The sequence below is a fragment of the Polaromonas sp. P5_D5 genome, from assembly GCF_054049435.1.
In genome coordinates this window covers 549,373-565,165 of the sequence record NZ_JBFUMJ010000001.1, presented here as the reverse complement: position 1 = coordinate 565,165, position 15,793 = coordinate 549,373, and the positions used below count along the sequence as shown (strand labels likewise).

The 15,793-nt window shown below is 61.5% G+C and carries 15 protein-coding genes; 12 read left to right on the top strand and 3 right to left on the bottom strand.

What is annotated here, in order from left to right; genetic code table 11:
• Window positions 1-25 precede the first annotated feature (25 nt).
• Genes nuoN through ACXJKE_RS02810 form a run of 4 tightly spaced genes read left to right on the top strand, consistent with a single transcriptional unit; the run spans window position 26 to window position 2,987 of the window.
• Window positions 26-1,528 carry an NADH-quinone oxidoreductase subunit NuoN gene (gene nuoN / locus ACXJKE_RS02825; protein WP_457279056.1) on the top strand — a complete coding sequence of 501 codons (1,503 nt, stop codon included), beginning with the start codon at window positions 26-28 and terminating at the stop codon, window positions 1,526-1,528.
• A gap of 8 nt (window positions 1,529-1,536) precedes the next feature.
• A complete protein-coding gene (locus ACXJKE_RS02820; RefSeq protein WP_457279055.1) occupies window positions 1,537-1,839 on the top strand; it encodes a DUF2818 family protein in 303 nt (100 codons plus the stop codon).
• Complete coding sequence (locus ACXJKE_RS02815; RefSeq protein ID WP_457279054.1) at window positions 1,836-2,450, top strand: NUDIX domain-containing protein; 615 nt, start codon at window positions 1,836-1,838, stop codon at window positions 2,448-2,450. Before ACXJKE_RS02820 ends, ACXJKE_RS02815 begins: the two co-directional genes overlap by 4 nt.
• Before the next feature lie 21 nt (window positions 2,451-2,471).
• Window positions 2,472-2,987, top strand: coding sequence for a DUF1178 family protein (locus ACXJKE_RS02810; protein ID WP_457279053.1), 516 nt, complete (start codon window positions 2,472-2,474; stop codon window positions 2,985-2,987).
• 19 nt (window positions 2,988-3,006) lie between these two features.
• Here the strand turns inward: ACXJKE_RS02810 and ACXJKE_RS02805 are convergent, their stop codons facing one another.
• The 3 genes from ACXJKE_RS02805 to ACXJKE_RS02795 form a co-directional block, all read right to left on the bottom strand.
• Entirely contained in the window at window positions 3,007-3,333 is a 327-nt protein-coding gene (locus tag ACXJKE_RS02805; RefSeq protein ID WP_457279052.1) for a hypothetical protein, read from the bottom strand.
• Window positions 3,334-3,525: 192 nt separating this feature from the next.
• The gene (locus ACXJKE_RS02800; RefSeq protein ID WP_457279051.1) at window positions 3,526-4,842 is read right to left on the bottom strand and encodes a Glu/Leu/Phe/Val family dehydrogenase; all 1,317 of its coding nucleotides are present in this window, start codon (window positions 4,840-4,842) and stop codon (window positions 3,526-3,528) included.
• A 189-nt stretch (window positions 4,843-5,031) separates the two neighbouring features.
• The gene (locus ACXJKE_RS02795) at window positions 5,032-6,816 is read right to left on the bottom strand and encodes an ABC transporter transmembrane domain-containing protein (protein WP_457279050.1); all 1,785 of its coding nucleotides are present in this window, start codon (window positions 6,814-6,816) and stop codon (window positions 5,032-5,034) included.
• A 79-nt stretch (window positions 6,817-6,895) separates the two neighbouring features.
• Here ACXJKE_RS02795 and ACXJKE_RS02790 point away from each other — a divergent pair, with 79 nt between their 5' ends.
• From ACXJKE_RS02790 to ACXJKE_RS02755, 8 genes are all read left to right on the top strand, one after another.
• Window positions 6,896-7,447, top strand: a complete 552-nt coding sequence (locus ACXJKE_RS02790; protein WP_457279049.1) for a MarR family winged helix-turn-helix transcriptional regulator — start codon at window positions 6,896-6,898, stop codon at window positions 7,445-7,447.
• A gap of 106 nt (window positions 7,448-7,553) precedes the next feature.
• The gene (locus ACXJKE_RS02785; protein WP_457279779.1) at window positions 7,554-9,086 is read left to right on the top strand and encodes an efflux transporter outer membrane subunit; all 1,533 of its coding nucleotides are present in this window, start codon (window positions 7,554-7,556) and stop codon (window positions 9,084-9,086) included.
• 59 nt (window positions 9,087-9,145) lie between these two features.
• On the top strand, window positions 9,146-10,522 hold the full coding sequence (locus tag ACXJKE_RS02780; protein WP_457279048.1) for an HlyD family secretion protein: 1,377 nt from the start codon (window positions 9,146-9,148) through the stop codon (window positions 10,520-10,522).
• A gap of 94 nt (window positions 10,523-10,616) precedes the next feature.
• The gene (locus tag ACXJKE_RS02775) at window positions 10,617-12,191 is read left to right on the top strand and encodes a DHA2 family efflux MFS transporter permease subunit (RefSeq protein WP_457279047.1); all 1,575 of its coding nucleotides are present in this window, start codon (window positions 10,617-10,619) and stop codon (window positions 12,189-12,191) included.
• Window positions 12,192-13,220: 1,029 nt separating this feature from the next.
• Window positions 13,221-13,532 (top strand): hypothetical protein, encoded by a 312-nt coding sequence (locus ACXJKE_RS02770; protein WP_457279046.1) that lies wholly within the window; start codon window positions 13,221-13,223, stop codon window positions 13,530-13,532.
• A gap of 451 nt (window positions 13,533-13,983) precedes the next feature.
• On the top strand, window positions 13,984-14,382 hold the full coding sequence (locus ACXJKE_RS02765) for a hypothetical protein (protein ID WP_457279045.1): 399 nt from the start codon (window positions 13,984-13,986) through the stop codon (window positions 14,380-14,382).
• 167 nt (window positions 14,383-14,549) lie between these two features.
• Window positions 14,550-14,723 carry a hypothetical protein gene (locus ACXJKE_RS02760; RefSeq protein ID WP_457279044.1) on the top strand — a complete coding sequence of 58 codons (174 nt, stop codon included), beginning with the start codon at window positions 14,550-14,552 and terminating at the stop codon, window positions 14,721-14,723.
• A gap of 97 nt (window positions 14,724-14,820) precedes the next feature.
• Window positions 14,821-15,234, top strand: coding sequence for a hypothetical protein (locus ACXJKE_RS02755; protein WP_457279043.1), 414 nt, complete (start codon window positions 14,821-14,823; stop codon window positions 15,232-15,234).
• The last annotated feature ends 559 nt before the right edge of the window (window positions 15,235-15,793 follow it).

The following is a 15,793-nucleotide window of genomic DNA, read 5'->3' as shown; positions in this document are numbered from 1 at the left end:
ACTGAAGCAACTACAAAGAATTCAGATGATTGACAAACTCTCCTGGATCACGGTTTATCCGGAAATCGTCCTCCTGACCATGGCCTGCGTGATTGCGCTGGTGGATCTGGGCGTCAAGACGCCACAGCGTACGCTGACCTACGTGCTCACGCTGTTGACCCTGGCCGTCGTGGCGGCCATGGAGGCTGCCTACGCCTCTGGAGGCCAGACCTTCTATGGTTTCGGCAACATGGTTGTCAGCGACCCCATGGGCGGCTGGCTCAAGTGCTTTGCCTGTATCACCGTGATGATTACGCTGGTCTATGGCCGCCCTTACGCGGCAGATCGCGACATGTTGCGCGGCGGTGAATTCTTCACGCTGAGCCTGTTCGCGCTGCTGGGCATGTTCGTCATGATCTCGGGCCACAACTTCCTGGTGATCTACATGGGCCTGGAATTGCTGACCCTGTCCAGCTATGCGCTGGTGGCCCTGCGTCGCGACAACGCCACTGCCACCGAAGCCGCCATGAAGTACTTCGTGCTGGGCGCGCTGGCTTCGGGTTTCCTGCTGTATGGTCTTTCGATGCTGTACGGCGCGACCGGCTCCCTGGACCTCAACGAGGTGTTCAACGCGATTGCCAGCCGCCAGGTCAAGCATCAGGTACTGATTTTCGGCTTGGTCTTCATCGTGGCTGGCCTGGCCTTCAAACTGGGCGCTGTGCCTTTCCATATGTGGCTGCCTGACGTCTACCAGGGTGCGCCTACAGCCGTGACCCTCCTGATCGGTGGAGCGCCGCAGCTCGCGGCCTTCGCTATCTGTATCCGCCTGCTGGTCGAAGGCCTGTTGCCGCTGGCAATTGACTGGCAGCAGATGCTGGGATTGATGGCGATCGGCTCGCTGCTGGTGGGCAATCTGGCCGCAATTGCGCAGTCCAACCTCAAACGCATGCTGGCGTTCTCCACCATCTCGCAAATGGGTTTCCTGTTGCTCGGCCTGCTGGCCGGCGTGGTCAACGGCAACCAGCTCAACACCGAATCGGCCTACAGCGCAGCGATGTTCTATGCCCTGACTTATGTGCTCACCACCCTGGGTGCTTTCGGCATCATCATGCTGCTGGCACGCGCCGGGCACGAGTCCGAAGAGATCGTCGATCTGGCCGGCCTGAACCAGCGCAGCCCGTTGTACGCCGGCGTGATGGCCATCAGCATGTTCTCGCTGGCCGGCCTGCCGCCGCTGGTGGGGTTTTATGCCAAGTTGTCCGTCCTGCAGGCGCTGATTTCCTCGCAACAAACCAGCTACATTGTGCTGGCCGTTTTTGCGGTGATCATGTCGCTGGTGGGCTCCTTCTATTACTTGCGTGTGGTCAAGGTTATGTACTTTGATGCACCCTTGGCCCATAACGCCCAGCCGGTTTCTGCGCCGGCAGATGCCAAGGCAGTGCTGGCCATCAATGGTGCGCTCATCCTGATCCTGGGCATCATGCCTGGCGGTTTGATGACCCTGTGCGCGCAGTCCATCAGCAGCATCGTCAAATCACTGGGTAGCTGACCCCTGCCATGACCCAAACTGCTTCAGTCTGGCTGGTCGTGCTGCTGGCCTTGCTGGCAGCCAACCTGCCTTTCATCAGCAATCGCCTGTTCGCGGTCTACGCGCTCAAGTTGCCGAAAAACCTGGCGATCAGGGCCGCAGAGCTGGTGGTCTGGTACCTGGTTGTCGGCGGTCTGGGTTTATACCTTGAGCAGCGGAGCGGCCAGATTGCACCGCAAGGCTGGGAGTTTTATGCCATCACCGGCACGCTCTTCATCACCTTTGCGTTTCCCGGATTCACCTGGCGCTACCTGTTCAAGCACCGCCCATGAGCGCATCTTCCGGTCCTGATCAAGCCGGTGCAATTGCCGACGCGCACCTCGTCGAGACCTGCATCGACTCGGTCGAGATCCTGAGAGGGAATTTCCTGCATGCCTTGCGTGATACCGTCAGGCTGCCCGACGGCAAGCAGGCAACGCGCGAATACGTCATTCACTCCGGTGCCGTGATGGTCGTGGCGCAACTGGACGACGGGCGTCTGGTGCTGGAGCGCCAGTACCGCTACCCCATGCGTTCCGTGATGGTGGAGTTTCCCGCGGGCAAGCTCGATCCGGGCGAAGGCTCGCTGGCCTGCGCCCAGCGTGAACTGCTGGAGGAAACCGGTTACACCGCGCGTGAGTGGGCGAGGGCAGGCGTGCTGCATCCGGTGATCTCCTATTCCACCGAATTTATTGACATCTGGTTTGCGCGCGGGTTGACCCCCGGCCAGCGCAAGCTGGATGCCGGGGAGTTTCTGGACGTCTTTACGGCAACACCCGCTGAGCTTCTTGCCTGGTGTGCCAGCGGCGAGGTCACGGATGCAAAAACATTGACAGGCGCCCTGTGGCTGCAAAACGTGCTGTCCGGGGCGTGGGCTTTGGACTGGCAAACTGCAACACCCTGATCCCCCGGCGATAATCCGGCCATGAAAGTCCTGAATCTCCAGTGTGCGCACCAGCATTCATTTGAAGGCTGGTTTGCGTCCGAGGACGACTTCCAGGCCCAGCTGTCGCGCGGCCTGATCGAATGCCCGATGTGCGCCGACAAAAGCATCCAGAAACTTCCCAGTGCACCACGCCTCAACCTGGGCGGCCATGACATCGTAAGCGCAGGCAGCCGGGCTGCTGCGTCTTCACAAGTTGCCATTCCGAACCCGGCGCGGGGCGCCGAAGGCGAGGCCACCGCCATGGCGGGTATACCGGCCGCAAAGAGTCACGCAGAGCAGGCCGCGTTCCTGAAGGCCTTGCGTCATGTGATGGCGCATACCGAAGATGTCGGAAGCCAGTTTGCGGATCAGGCCCGCCGCATGCACTATGGCGAACTTGAGGCGCGCAGCATTCGCGGCCAGGCCAGTGTGCGCGAAGCTGTGGAGCTGATCGAGGAAGGCATAGACGTTATGCCTTTGCCCTTGCCGGCGGCGGTCAAGGAAACACTTCAGTAAAGCGATTTCCCGCAGCCTGTCAGGGATTCAACTCTTCAACAGAGATTTCTCCATACAGGCTCAGAAGTCGCTGGTCGCCCAGAATGTAGTCACGCATACGCCGTACGACCAGGCTTTTCCACTCCGAAAACCACGGGATGGTTGTCACGCCTTTAAATTCATTGGGTAGCAGAGCCTTATAAGTGAGGCGGCCATTTTCACCAGTTTGCTCCTTAACGTAGAAGTACGCTTCTCTCTTGAAATACACATCGGCTCCAGCTTCTTTGTAAATGAGGCAGAAGTCATTCGAGTCGTTTCGTATCATGGCTGGTGAAACGTACTCGATGGAGAATTCGGTGCTTTGCATGGATTGCCTGATCCTGAGTGAGCGGGTGAGCCGAACTTCCTGGCGCCGGCCAGGCACTGGAGGTCATGGTGTGCGGGCCATGGTAATTGAGGTCACCCATAACGCGTGGCCGCTTAAAAAAGCGGCGGCACCCGAGAGTACCGCCGCTTCATGGCTATCGTTGCTTCTGCCGACTCTCAGGGCAGTACCGGATCAAGGATACAGGCCGCGCAACTCGCGCGTGTGCAGGATTCGCTTGCAGGCCACGATGAAGGTGGCGGTACGCAGGCTGACCTTCTGGTCTTGCGCCACGGCCCAAACACCGGCAAAGGCGTCTTTCATGATTTTCACCAGGCGCTTGTTGATTTCTTCTTCGTCCCAGAAGAAGCTGGAAAAATCCTGCACCCATTCAAAGTAGCTGACGGTCACGCCGCCGGCATTGGCGATCACGTCCGGCAGCACCAGCACGTTGCGGTCATGCAGGATGTCGTCGGCGGCGGGCGTGGTCGGGCCGTTCGCGCCTTCAATGATCATGCGCGCCTTGATGCGGCCGGCATTGGCCGCCGTGATCTGCTGCTCAAGTGCGGCCGGGATCAGGATGTCGCACTCCACGTCCCAGAACGCGTCATTGGCAATGACTTCGGCTTCGGTGAATCCGGCCACGCTGCCGTTGGCTTCCACATGACGCAGCAGCGCCGGCACATCGAGGCCGGCTTCACGGTAAATCGTGCCACCGTGGTCTTGCACCGCGACCACGCGTGCACCGGTTTCGGCAAACAGTTTGCCCGCCACGCCGCCCACATTGCCAAAGCCCTGCACGGCGACTCGCGCCGTACTGATATCGAGGCCGATGTGCTTGGCCGCTTCGGTGCCCACGGTGAACACGCCGCGCCCCGTGGCTTCACGCCGGCCCAGCGAGCCGCCCAGGTCGACCGGCTTGCCCGTGACAACGCCGGTTGAGGTAGAGCCGGTGTTCATCGAGTAGGTGTCCATCATCCACGCCATGATCTGGTCGTTGGTGTTGACGTCCGGCGCCGGGATGTCCTTGTTGGGGCCGATGATGATGCCGATCTCGCTGGTGTAGCGGCGCGTCATACGCTCCAGCTCGCCACGCGAAAGCTTCTTCGGGTCGACGCGGATGCCGCCTTTGGCACCGCCGTAAGGCACGTTCACCGCCGCGTTCTTGACCGACATCCAGGCCGACAGTGCCATCACTTCAGACAGTGTGACGTCCTGGTGGAAACGCACGCCGCCCTTGCCTGGGCCGCGCGAAACGTTGTGCTGCACACGGTAGCCTTCAAAGTGCGCCACGGTGCCGTCGTCCATGTGAATCGGCACGTCCACGATCAGCACACGCTTGGGCCGCTTCAGGGTTTCAGCCCAGCGCGCCAGGCTGCCCAGGTGGGGAATGACGCGGTCTACCTGCTGCAGGTAGTTGCCCCAAGGGCCCAGGTTGTCCGCCTGCAGGTAAGAGGGAAGCGGGTGAGACCCGGCAGGGGTGGAAACGGAAGAGGCGGCTGCGTGTGACATTGAAAAAGCTCCTTGTGGGATTTCTTGCGGGAAAGTCTGCGGGAAGAATCAATGCACGGAGCTTAAGAGCCCCGGTCTAAATAGTCCAAGGCATTGTTGAGCAAAATCTATGCAAATAATGCATATCACTGATTTTGATGGCCGCCAGAGCTGCGGCGAAAGCCGGGAAGCCCGCACATGCCAAGGCCGTCACACCGTGAATTGCAATGCCGCCAGCCGCGCATAAACGCCCCCGCGGTTCACCAGCTCGGCATGTGTGCCTTGCTCCACCAGCTGTCCATGGTCCAGCACCAGGATGCGGTCAGCCTGCTGCACAGTGGCCAGCCGGTGCGCAATCACCAGCGTCGTGCGGTCCTTCATGGCCGACTCCAGGGCCGCCTGCACCATGCGTTCGCTTTCGGCATCGAGCGCGCTGGTCGCTTCATCCAGCAGCAGCAGCGGGGCGTTTTTCAGCATCGCCCGGGCAATCGCAATGCGCTGGCGCTGGCCGCCGGAAAGCCGCACGCCGCGCTCCCCCAGGAAGGTGTCGTAGCCTTCGGGAAGGGCTGTGATGAACTCATGTGCGAAGGCCGCCCTGGCCGCTGCACGGGTCTCTTCATCAGTGGCTTCAGGTTTGCCGTAGCGGATGTTCTCCAGCGCGCTGGTCGAGAAGATGACAGCGTCCTGCGGCACGATGCCGATGCGCTGCCGCAAATCATGYAGCGCCATGTCGGCAGTGCGCACGCCATCCAGTTCGATGCGGCCTGAAGCCGGGTCGTAAAACCGCAGCAGCAGCTGGAACACCGTACTCTTGCCCGCGCCGCTGGGCCCCACGATGGCCACCGTTTCGCCGGGCGCCACGCTCAGGGAAAAGTTTGTCAGCGCGGCCTGCGCAGGCCGCGACGGGTAGTGAAATGTCACGGCATCAAATTTGACCGCGCTGCCGGCCCGCGTGACTTGTGCGGGAACCGGGTTGGCCGGTGATGCCACGGGTGAACGCGACGTCAGCAACTCCATCAGCCGTTCGGTGGCGCCCGCAGCCCGCAGCAGGTCGCCATAGACCTCGCCCAGCACGGCCGCCGCGCTGGCCAGGATGATCACGTACACCACGGTCTGACCCAGGTGCCCTGCCGTAATATCGCCGCGCATTACCGCCTGCGTGCCCTGGTACAGGCCCCACAGCAGCGCCGCCGACGTAGCGATGATGATGAAGGCCACCAGCACCGAGCGCGCCCTGGTGCGGCGAATCGCGGTGTTGAAGGCATTGGTCGTTGACGCATCAAAGCGCGCGGCTTCGCGGCCTTCAGCGGTGTAGCTTTGCACCACCGGAATGGCGTTAAGCACTTCGGCCGCGATCGCGCTGGAGTCTGCCACGCGGTCCTGGCTGGCGCGCGACAGCTTGCGCACACGCCGGCCAAACCAGACCGAGGGCGCGACGATCAACACCAGCACCACCAGTACCTGCACCATGAGGTAAGGGTTGGTATAGACCAGCATGCCCAGCGCGCCCACGCCCATGACTGCATTGCGCAGGCCCATGCTGAGCGAGGAGCCCACCACCGTCTGCACCAGTGTCGTGTCCCCTGTCAGGCGCGAGAGCACTTCGCCGGTTTGCGTGGTTTCAAAAAACTCGGGGCTTTGCCGCACCACATGCGCGTAGACCGCGTTGCGCAGGTCCGCCGTCACACGCTCGCCCAGCCAGCTCACCATGTAAAAGCGGCCTGCCGAAAAAAGGCCCAGCGCCGCCGCCACGCCAAACAGTTCAAAGAAATGGGTGCGCAGCGCCATCAGCTGCTGGCCCTTGTCCGCCGCGCTGAGCCCGCCGTCGATCAGGCTGCGCAGGGCCAGCGGAAACACCAGCGTGGCAACGGCCGCCATCACCAGGAAAAACATCGCCAGAACAATCCGCCCCCGGTAGGGACGCAGGAAGGGAACGAGGCCGGAAAGGGAGCGGGGCGCGCCTTTGGGCGCGTTGGAAAGGGAGGAAGTAGCCATGCGGGGAGTTTAGCCATAAAAGATGTCTGTACAAACACAGCCTTGACAATGTTTGTCTAGGCATGTATTATTCGTGTCCATGAAATCCGAATCCACCCGTCCGCCAGCGACCTCAATTCCTTCAACTCCCTTGTGCGGGTTGCCGGCCGAGTTTTATTGCGCGACCGATTACGACGCCGGACAAAGCACCGGTGCGCTGATGCGCCAGATTCTCAACAGCGTCTCCCAGCAGGTCACGCGTGAACTGGAGCCCCAGGGCCTCACCAACGCTCAGTGGGTGCCCATGCTCAAGATCTACCTCGGCAAGGCCTCCACGGTGGCAGAACTCGCCCGTGTGTGCCAGCTCGACGCCGGTTCCATGACCCGCCTGCTCGACCGGCTCGAAGCCAAGGGCTTTTGCCGCCGCATCCGCTCCAGCGAAGACAGGCGCGTGGTCAACATCGAACTGACACCCGAAGGCCGCGAAGCCGCAAAAGAAATCCCCGCGGTGCTCAGCCGTGTGCAAAACGCCCACCTGGCCGGCTTCACGGTCGATGAGTGGCAAAACCTCAAAGGCTACCTGCGCCGCATCCTTGAAACAGCGCAGACCCTTCAAGCCCTTCAAGCAGCGAATGAAAAAGATGACAAATAACAGCAACACCCTTTGCAGCGCGTCCGCTTCTGTCTCGGCTTGCGTTTCGGTGAACCAGTCCGAACACGCCGAGCCGCGCCTGCCGCTCTGGCGCGCCTCTTTCCGCATGGCCCTGGTGGCCGCCGCCAGCGTGGTGGCCGTGGGCCTGATGGCAACCGGCCTCACCGGCTGTGCCGACATGTCGGGCATCGCACCGCATTCCAGCCTGCGTGACGCGCCTTCGCTGGGCCTGGCTGCCGACACCGCCGGCCAAACGCCGGCGCAGGCGCCCATGGCCGCCGAATGGTGGCGCGAGTTTGGCGATGTGCAGCTCAACGGCCTGGTTGACCAGGCCCTGCAAACCAGCCCGACCTTGAAGCTCGCGCAGGCCCGCCTGGCGCGCGCACTGGCAGTCACCGAGGTTGCCGATGCCGCCACATTGCCGCAGGTCACCGGGCAACTGGACCTGACACGCCAGCAGTACACCGCCAATGGCGCGGTGCCCGCACCACTGGCAGGCTCCATCCGCAACAGCGGTACCGCGCAGCTCGCGGTGAGCTGGGAGCTTGATTTTTTTGGCAAGAACCGCGCCGCGCTGGATGCTGCGCTGGGCACCGCCAGTGCCGCTGAAGCAGACGCGCAGGCCGCACGCTTGCTGCTGGCCAGCAATGTGACCCGCACTTACTTTCAGCTGGTTCGCCTGAACGAGCAGGTGACGGTGGCCCGCCGAACACTCGCCCAGCGTGAAGAAACCCTCAAGCTGGTGCGTGACCGCGTTGACGCCGGCCTGGACACCCGCCTGGAGCTGCGCCAGAGCGAAGGCGGCCTGCCCGAAGCGCGCCTGCAGCTCGAAACCCTGCAAGAGCAGATGGCGCTCACCCGCAATGCGCTCGACGCCCTCATTGGCAAGCCAAATGGCACTGCAGCCCTTTCCCTTCCTGCGCAAGCAGCTATCAAAAATGTAGCAACCGCCACGGCCATTCCGGCCGACCTGCTGGGCCGGCGCGCCGACATTGCCGCCGCGCGGTGGCGCGTAGAGGCTTCGTCCAAAGACGTGGTCAACGCCAAAACCCAGTTCTACCCCAACGTCAACCTGGTCGCCTTCGCCGGTTTTTCCAGCATCGGCCTGGGCCGCCTGCTTGACTCGGGCAGCCAGCAGTGGGGTGTCGGGCCGGCCCTGCGCCTGCCGATTTTTGACGCCGGCCGCCTGCGCGCCAACCTGCGCGGCAAGACTGCCGACCTGGACGCCGCTGTCGAAAGCTACAACGCCGCCGTGATAGACGCGGTGCGCGATGTGGCCGACCAGGTGGCGTCATCGCAAGCCATCACGCGCCAGCAAACCGAACAGCGCGCAGCACAGGAAGCTGCGGAAGGCGCGTACGACATCGCCGTGCAGCGCTACAAGGCCGGACTGGGTACCTACCTCAATGTGCTGACGGCCGAAACCAGCGTGCTGGCCCAGCGTCGCCTGGCGGTAGACCTCTCGGCCCGCGCGCTTGACACACAGGTCGCGTTGATACGCGCCCTGGGCGGCGGCTACGGCAATGCCCCGGCGCAGGCGAAGCAGGCGCAAGGTGCTACAAAAACAATAGCTGCTGGCGCAAGTACTGATTGGGCTACAGCCGGTTTTAACTCTGAAAAATTGCCTGCAGCGCATTAGGCGCCGGCCCAAACGCAAGTAACGCATCGTTCCCGAATCAACCAACACCTGACACCATCATGAGCGACACAACATCTACCAACTCCCCAGCTTCCGATGCACCAGCACAGCCGCCCGCAGGAAACCCCAAACGCAAAAAGGCGCTGACCGCGCTTGCAGCCGTGGTGGTCGTTGCTGGTCTGGGCTGGTCTGCCTATGAATACCTGGTGGCCAGCCATTACGAGTCCACCGACAACGCCTATGTGCAGGGCAACGTGATCCAGATCACCCCGCAAATTGGCGGCACCGTCATGGCCATCATGGCCGACGATACCGACTTCGTGAAAGCCGGCCAGACACTGGTGCAGCTTGACCCGGCCGACGCCAAGGTCGCGCTGGAGCAGGCCGAGGCCGCGCTGGCCCAGGCCGTGCGCCAGGTGCGCACGCTGTATGCCAACAACGGCACCTTGGCCGCGCAGATTGCCCTGCGCGACGCCGATGTGGTCAAGGCGCAAAGCGACATCGCCCGCGCCAGCGACGACCTGAACCGCCGCCAATCGCTCACCGGCAACGGCGCGGTGTCCAAGGAAGAACTCAACCACGCGCAGACGCAGCTGGCCACCGCCAAGAGTGCGCTGGTCGCGGCGCAGGCCGGTGTGGTCGCCGCACGTGAGCAGCTCACCAGCAACCAGGCCCTGACCGAAGGCACCAGCGTCGAACAGCACCCCAGCGTGCAGGTGGCCGCCGCCCGGGTGCGTGAGGCCTACCTGGCCACACAGCGTGCCGCGCTGCTGGCACCCGTGGATGGCTATGTGGCCAAGCGCACGGTGCAACTCGGTCAGCGTGTGGCCGCCGGCGCGCCGATGATGTCCATCATCCCGCTCAACCAGGTCTGGGTCGACGCCAACTTCAAGGAAGTCCAGCTGCGCAACATCCGCATCGGCCAGCCCGTGACACTGGTGGCCGACTTGTACGGCAAGAAGGTGGAATACAAAGGCAAGGTGGCCGGCCTGGGCGTCGGCACCGGTGCGGCTTTCTCGCTGCTGCCCGCGCAAAACGCCACCGGCAACTGGATCAAGGTGGTGCAGCGCGTGCCGGTGCGCATTGCGCTGGACGCCAAACAGCTCGCCGACAACCCGCTGCGCGTGGGTTTGTCGATGGACGCCGAAGTGGACGTGAGCAGCAAGGACGGCAAGACCCTGGCCGATGCCCCGCGCGACGCCGCCCTGGCACACAGCCAGACTTACGGCACGCCAGACGATGCCGCCGACAAGGATGTGCAGCGCGTCATTGCCGCCAACACCGGCAAATCCGTGAAGCTGGCCAAGCCCGCCCTCGCAGCCAGGCCGGCCTTGCCGCAGGGCGGCGCTGTTTCGCCCGCCCAGGCCGGCGCCGATGCGCAGCGCCTCGCGTTCAGCCACACGCTGTCGCTGGCTGGCAACCGCGTGGCGCCGTAAGCCACAGCCTCACAGACAACCCGCACTTCCAGACCGCGCAACCGCAGCGATTTTCCGTAGCGGTTTCCACCAGCCCCTTATTCGCAAGGCTTTCATGGCTTCCGCACCTGCTCCCGCCTCCGCCTATGTCCAGCCGCCACCGCTGACAGGCTCTGCCCGCCTGTGGGGCACGCTGGCCCTGTCGGCCGCGACTTTCATGAATGTGCTCGACACGTCCATCGCCAACGTGTCGCTGCCCGCGATTGCCGGCGACCTGGGCGTCAGCCCCAACCAGGGCACCTGGGTCATCACCAGCTTTGGCGTGGCCAATGCGATTGCCGTGCCGCTCACCGGCTGGCTGTCGCAGCGCTTCGGCCAGGTGCGGCTGTTCACCACCAGCGTCATCCTGTTTGTCATCACCTCGTGGCTGTGCGGCCTGGCGCCGAACATGACCACGCTGATTTTTCTGCGCGTGCTGCAGGGCCTGGTGGCCGGGCCCATGATCCCGCTGTCGCAGGCGCTGCTGCTGTCGAGCTACCCGAAAGCGCTGGCGGGGCTGGCCATGGCGCTGTGGTCCATGACCACGCTGATCGCGCCCGTCATGGGGCCGCTCCTGGGCGGCTGGATTACCGACAACATCTCCTGGCCCTGGATTTTTTATATCAACATCCCCGTCGGCTTCGGTGCCGCCTTCATCACCTGGAGCATCTTCCGAAAGCGTGAAAGCGTCACCCGAAAGCTTCCCATCGACTCGGTGGGGCTGGCGCTGCTGGTCATCTGGGTCGGCGCGCTGCAGATCATGCTCGACAAGGGCCAGGAGCTCGACTGGTTCCACTCTGGTGAAGTCATCGCGCTGGGCATCATCGCGCTGGTTGGCCTGATCGCCTTCGTGATCTGGGAGCTGACGGAAGAGCACCCGGTGGTCGACCTCACGCTGTTCAAGAAGCGCAACTTCTGGGCCGGCGCGCTGGCGCTGTCGGTGGGCTACGGCCTCTTCTTCGGCAACGTTGTGCTGCTGCCGCTGTGGCTGCAGCAGTACATGGGCTACACCGCCACGCAGGCCGGCATGGTGCTGGCGCCTGTCGGCGCGTTTGCCCTGCTGTTGTCGCCCGTGGTCGGCAAGAACATCGCCAAGGTAGACCCGCGCCGCTTCGCCGCGTTTGCTTTCATGGTGTTTGCGCTGGTGCTGTGGATGCGGTCCAATTTCAACACCCAGGCCGATTTCCGCACCATCATGATCCCGACCATCATCCAGGGCGTGGCCATGGCCTTCTTTTTCATCCCGCTGGTCACCATCACGCTGTCGGGCATCTCGCCCGACAAGATCCCCGCGGCATCCGGCCTGTCGAACTTCGTGCGCATCACCGCCGGCTCCTTCGGCACCTCGATTGCCACCACCATCTGGCAAGACCGCGCCGCCATGCACCACGCGCAGATCAGCGAATACGTGAACCAGGGCAGCACCGCCACCAACAGCGCCCTCACTGGCCTGGCCGGCGCCGGCCTCACGCCCGACCAAGCGCTGGGCACCATCAACCGCCTGGTCGACCAGCAGGCCTACATGCTGGCCGCCAACGACGTGTTCTATGTGTCCGCGCTGATCTTCCTGCTGCTGATTCCGCTCGTGTTTTTGACGCGGCACACCAAGGCGGGGGCGGGGAGTGCGGATGCCGCTGCGGGCGCGCACTGAGGCCCTTGCGTAGGGGGGGAACGAGGGCGGCGCTTTGTGCGCCGCTTTTTTTTGCTATTAAATCAGTAGCTTCTTGCGCCTGTCTGCATTGGTCTGCAGGCCTGTTTCGTATCTAAAGGCCGCCCCCAAATGCTCAAAAACAAGGGGTTTTGGCGCTGCCACACCTCGCCAAGGCGCTGCAACCGCCTCCAAAGCGGTTTTTGACCTCTTTTTAGGTATAAAAATGGGCTGCAGCCCAATCTGAATGTGCGCGAGTCGCTATCAAATCAATAGCGTTTCAGGCGAGCAGGGCATCCAGCGGGCTGGCTGTACCGCCAGAGGCAACGTTCCACACATGGGTGTAAATCATCGAGGTGCAAGGCGCAAACGGATACGTCTTCTACCTCGCGTGCTCCCATGTCGCGCGGATGTGTCATGTGGCTGTTGCGGCCATGCCAGCGGGAAAAAAACGAACCCAGTACAGGTAAGTTTTCCCGGCGCCGAGGCTATAGTGCAAATACCGAACCCGGTCCCGGACCTGGTCCAGCAAGCGGGCAGACTGCAAGGGAGGATTGCGGGGTTTACGGAATTTTTATGACTCTTTGGATTTAGAGAATATTTCCTTGAAATCCAGCATGCAAGCGCATTACGGGAGGTTTTAATGTCCAGATTAGATTGCAAGCGCCAGGTTATACCGCAGGTTTTGCGGCATACATTACGTTAGACCACATGGACAGACCTGCAGCAATCGCTTTTGGAGTACTCCTGACTGCTCTCGCCGTTGCTTGTGCCGTTGCCTACTCGTACAGTGAGAGGAGCGATGCCGTGTTCGCAGGGGATTGCGTCAAACGATGCGCACCGCGGCAAGGCGTCATCGAGCGGCAAGGCTTCAGCGCTGGCCCACCATGGCGACCGACGAGTCACAACTTAGTATGCGGATGCAAATGAACGAGCTGTCTAACTGGTTATTCGACACGGACGCACGCTTGCTTCCGTGCGCTTCGCGCATTCCCATCATGTACGCCGGTCAACGCCGACGTTAGACCGCACATGAAACAGAGAATCAAGTGCAACGGTGTGCGCTACAGGCAAGGATTCATTGAAGTCGTGCCCGGCATTCATCCACATCACGTCAATCTCGAAGTCTGGAACGTGCATCCCGATCTAGACATCAGCCAAAGTTCATTGGAATTTCAGTCAATCCCGGACGAGGCTATCGTCGCAAACGTCGAAATCGAGGTTGATCTTGAGAGGGCCAAAGCACTTGTCAAGGCTCTTAACGCTGCTATCGAGGTAGTCGAACGAGCGGACAGTGTGCGGTCTAACCTTTCCTTCAAGCGGACGCCTGACGGCGCCGCTTAAGTCAAACGTTAACTGTCATGGACGTCGTTGTAGCTCGATCCGAAAGTCGGCATGCAAGATCGGAGGCGATCGAGGTGCTATGCAATGGGCAGAGGTTGGCCTTGCTACGCGAAGAAGAGGAAGTTTTATTCAGACTGGCTGAAGCGGACACCCCTGCGACCTTGGCGGTGAAGATGGGGACTATTGAAAGCAAGCCCTTCGTTGTGAGAAAGCTTCGAGGATCACTGGATCTCGAATGCGGAGTGGAGGGATGGACCATTCTCGACTTCTTTAATCTGCTCAGTTCGCGAACGCGTGCCCGGCCTCTCTATCTGAGAAAGGTGAGCTACTAGTGAGCCAGAATTGCGCAATGCTGCCTCGCACGACAGTTAACCGGTCAGTCAACACGGACGCCCAAGCCGGAAGGCCGGCTCCGCCGACGCGCTTGTGCGCCGGTTACCACCAACGTTAGATGGCACAGATCGGCATGGCGAGAACCTACAGCATCTACGACCTTGTCAGAGAGGTCTCGGTGCGCCCAGGGATGTATCTTGGCCAAGAAACTATCGATAAGCTTGGCTGCTACATATGGGGCTACAAAAAGGCCATGCATGATCTCGGTGTTCCTGAGTCGCCCATATTTGACCCGTACGAGTTCACCAGTTGGGTGCGAAGAAAATACAACTATCCTGGCTCAGCCGAAATTGCCGGGTGGGAGAAGACCGTACTGGCAATCAGCTTGGAAATTCCCGGCGATGAAGTTGAGTGGGACAAACTGCCGACAAACGTTTCAGTCGAGAGGCATCGAAGCTCCGTGTACTTCTTCTTTGAGCTTCTTAAGGAATTCGGTGAGCGCAAGAATGCCATCTAACCAGCTAGTCGACACGGACGCCCAAGGGCTTCCGCTCGGTCGCTGCGCTCCCTGCGCACCTTTCCGTGGTCGCCGGTCGCACGCACGTTAGACCGCACATGTACCGTCCCCCTCCCAAAGCTGTCCGATACCTTCTGGATGAAGTGTGCAAGAAGTTCGGTCTCTGCATGGCTTCGCGAAACGAAGGGAAGTTCCTTGAACTGGTCAAGGTGGGGCCGTCGCAGTTCACCGAGGATCTCTTTTCTGAAGAAGGCCTCGTCGCCGGCGGTGATGCCGCGCTCACACTCGAGGTGCAAGCGCACATCATCGCCGCATTTCAACGCTGGGAGATCGTTGAGTGATGCGGTCTAACTTGTCAGTCAACACGGACGCCCAACGCGTCCAGGCCGCTGTGCGACCCACCTTGAGTGGGCGCCGGTTACTTCTACGTTATCCCACATGAAGTTCCGTCATGCCCTGCTCGCGTTCATTGCATTTTGGGTTGCGGCAGAGGGTTGGTCGTTTCCATGGAGCGCCGTTTGGTGGCCTCGCACAAATTGGATTGTCCAGTTCGGGGTTTTTTCTCTTCTTACTGTTTTGTACTTTCGTGAGCAGTTGCGCTCCTACGCTATTGATATCGCGCTCATCACAATTGTGTCGCGCATCATTGCGGCGCTTGCTTGGAGGCAATGGATGATGGAAGGTTGGTTTGGATACACCTGGCTCGCTTGGTTGCCTGATGTGACCGGGAGTGATGGTGAGGGCTCATGGAACATGGTCGAGTACGAGTTCTTCATTGTCGCGTTCGTGCTTATCGCTACCGTCCGGGTCCTATTTTCAACGCGCCAGGCAGTGCGAAGCAATGTGGCATAACATTTCGGCCCACACGGACCCACAACAGCAGGTTGCCGCTGCGCGGCGCTTGCTGCGTGCCGGTGGCYTCCAACGTTAAATGGCTGCATTCCGCGTTACGCCCCAGGCGCTTGGGCACATTAGGCAATTGATTGAGGAAGACGAGATCGAGTCGCCTCTTGTGGGCGTGCGATGGAGCGAGGGAAGTGCAGACGTGGTTCGCACTCCGGGGGGCGAGGTGGCATGGACTCGCGAGGAGCCTGAGTGGCTCGCTACAGTCCTTGACTTAGCGGAAGTCGGCGTTTGGCCTGGTAGCCCGGTCCAGTTGCATGGGCTCCACTTCTCGCTTCGCGGAAGGCCCGAGCGCCGAGACATGGAGGGCTGCGTGCTTGATGTCGAAGGAGGAAAGCTTGTTGTTCACGAGAACGCCAATTAACTTGTCAATCGACGCGGACCCACAACAGCAGGAGGCGGCTCCACCGCTCATGTTGGTGGTCCGGTCATCGCTACGTTAAGGGCGCATGCGCTACCTACCACTCGTTCTAGTTGCAACCATGGTTCCGGCCGTTGCAGAGACCTG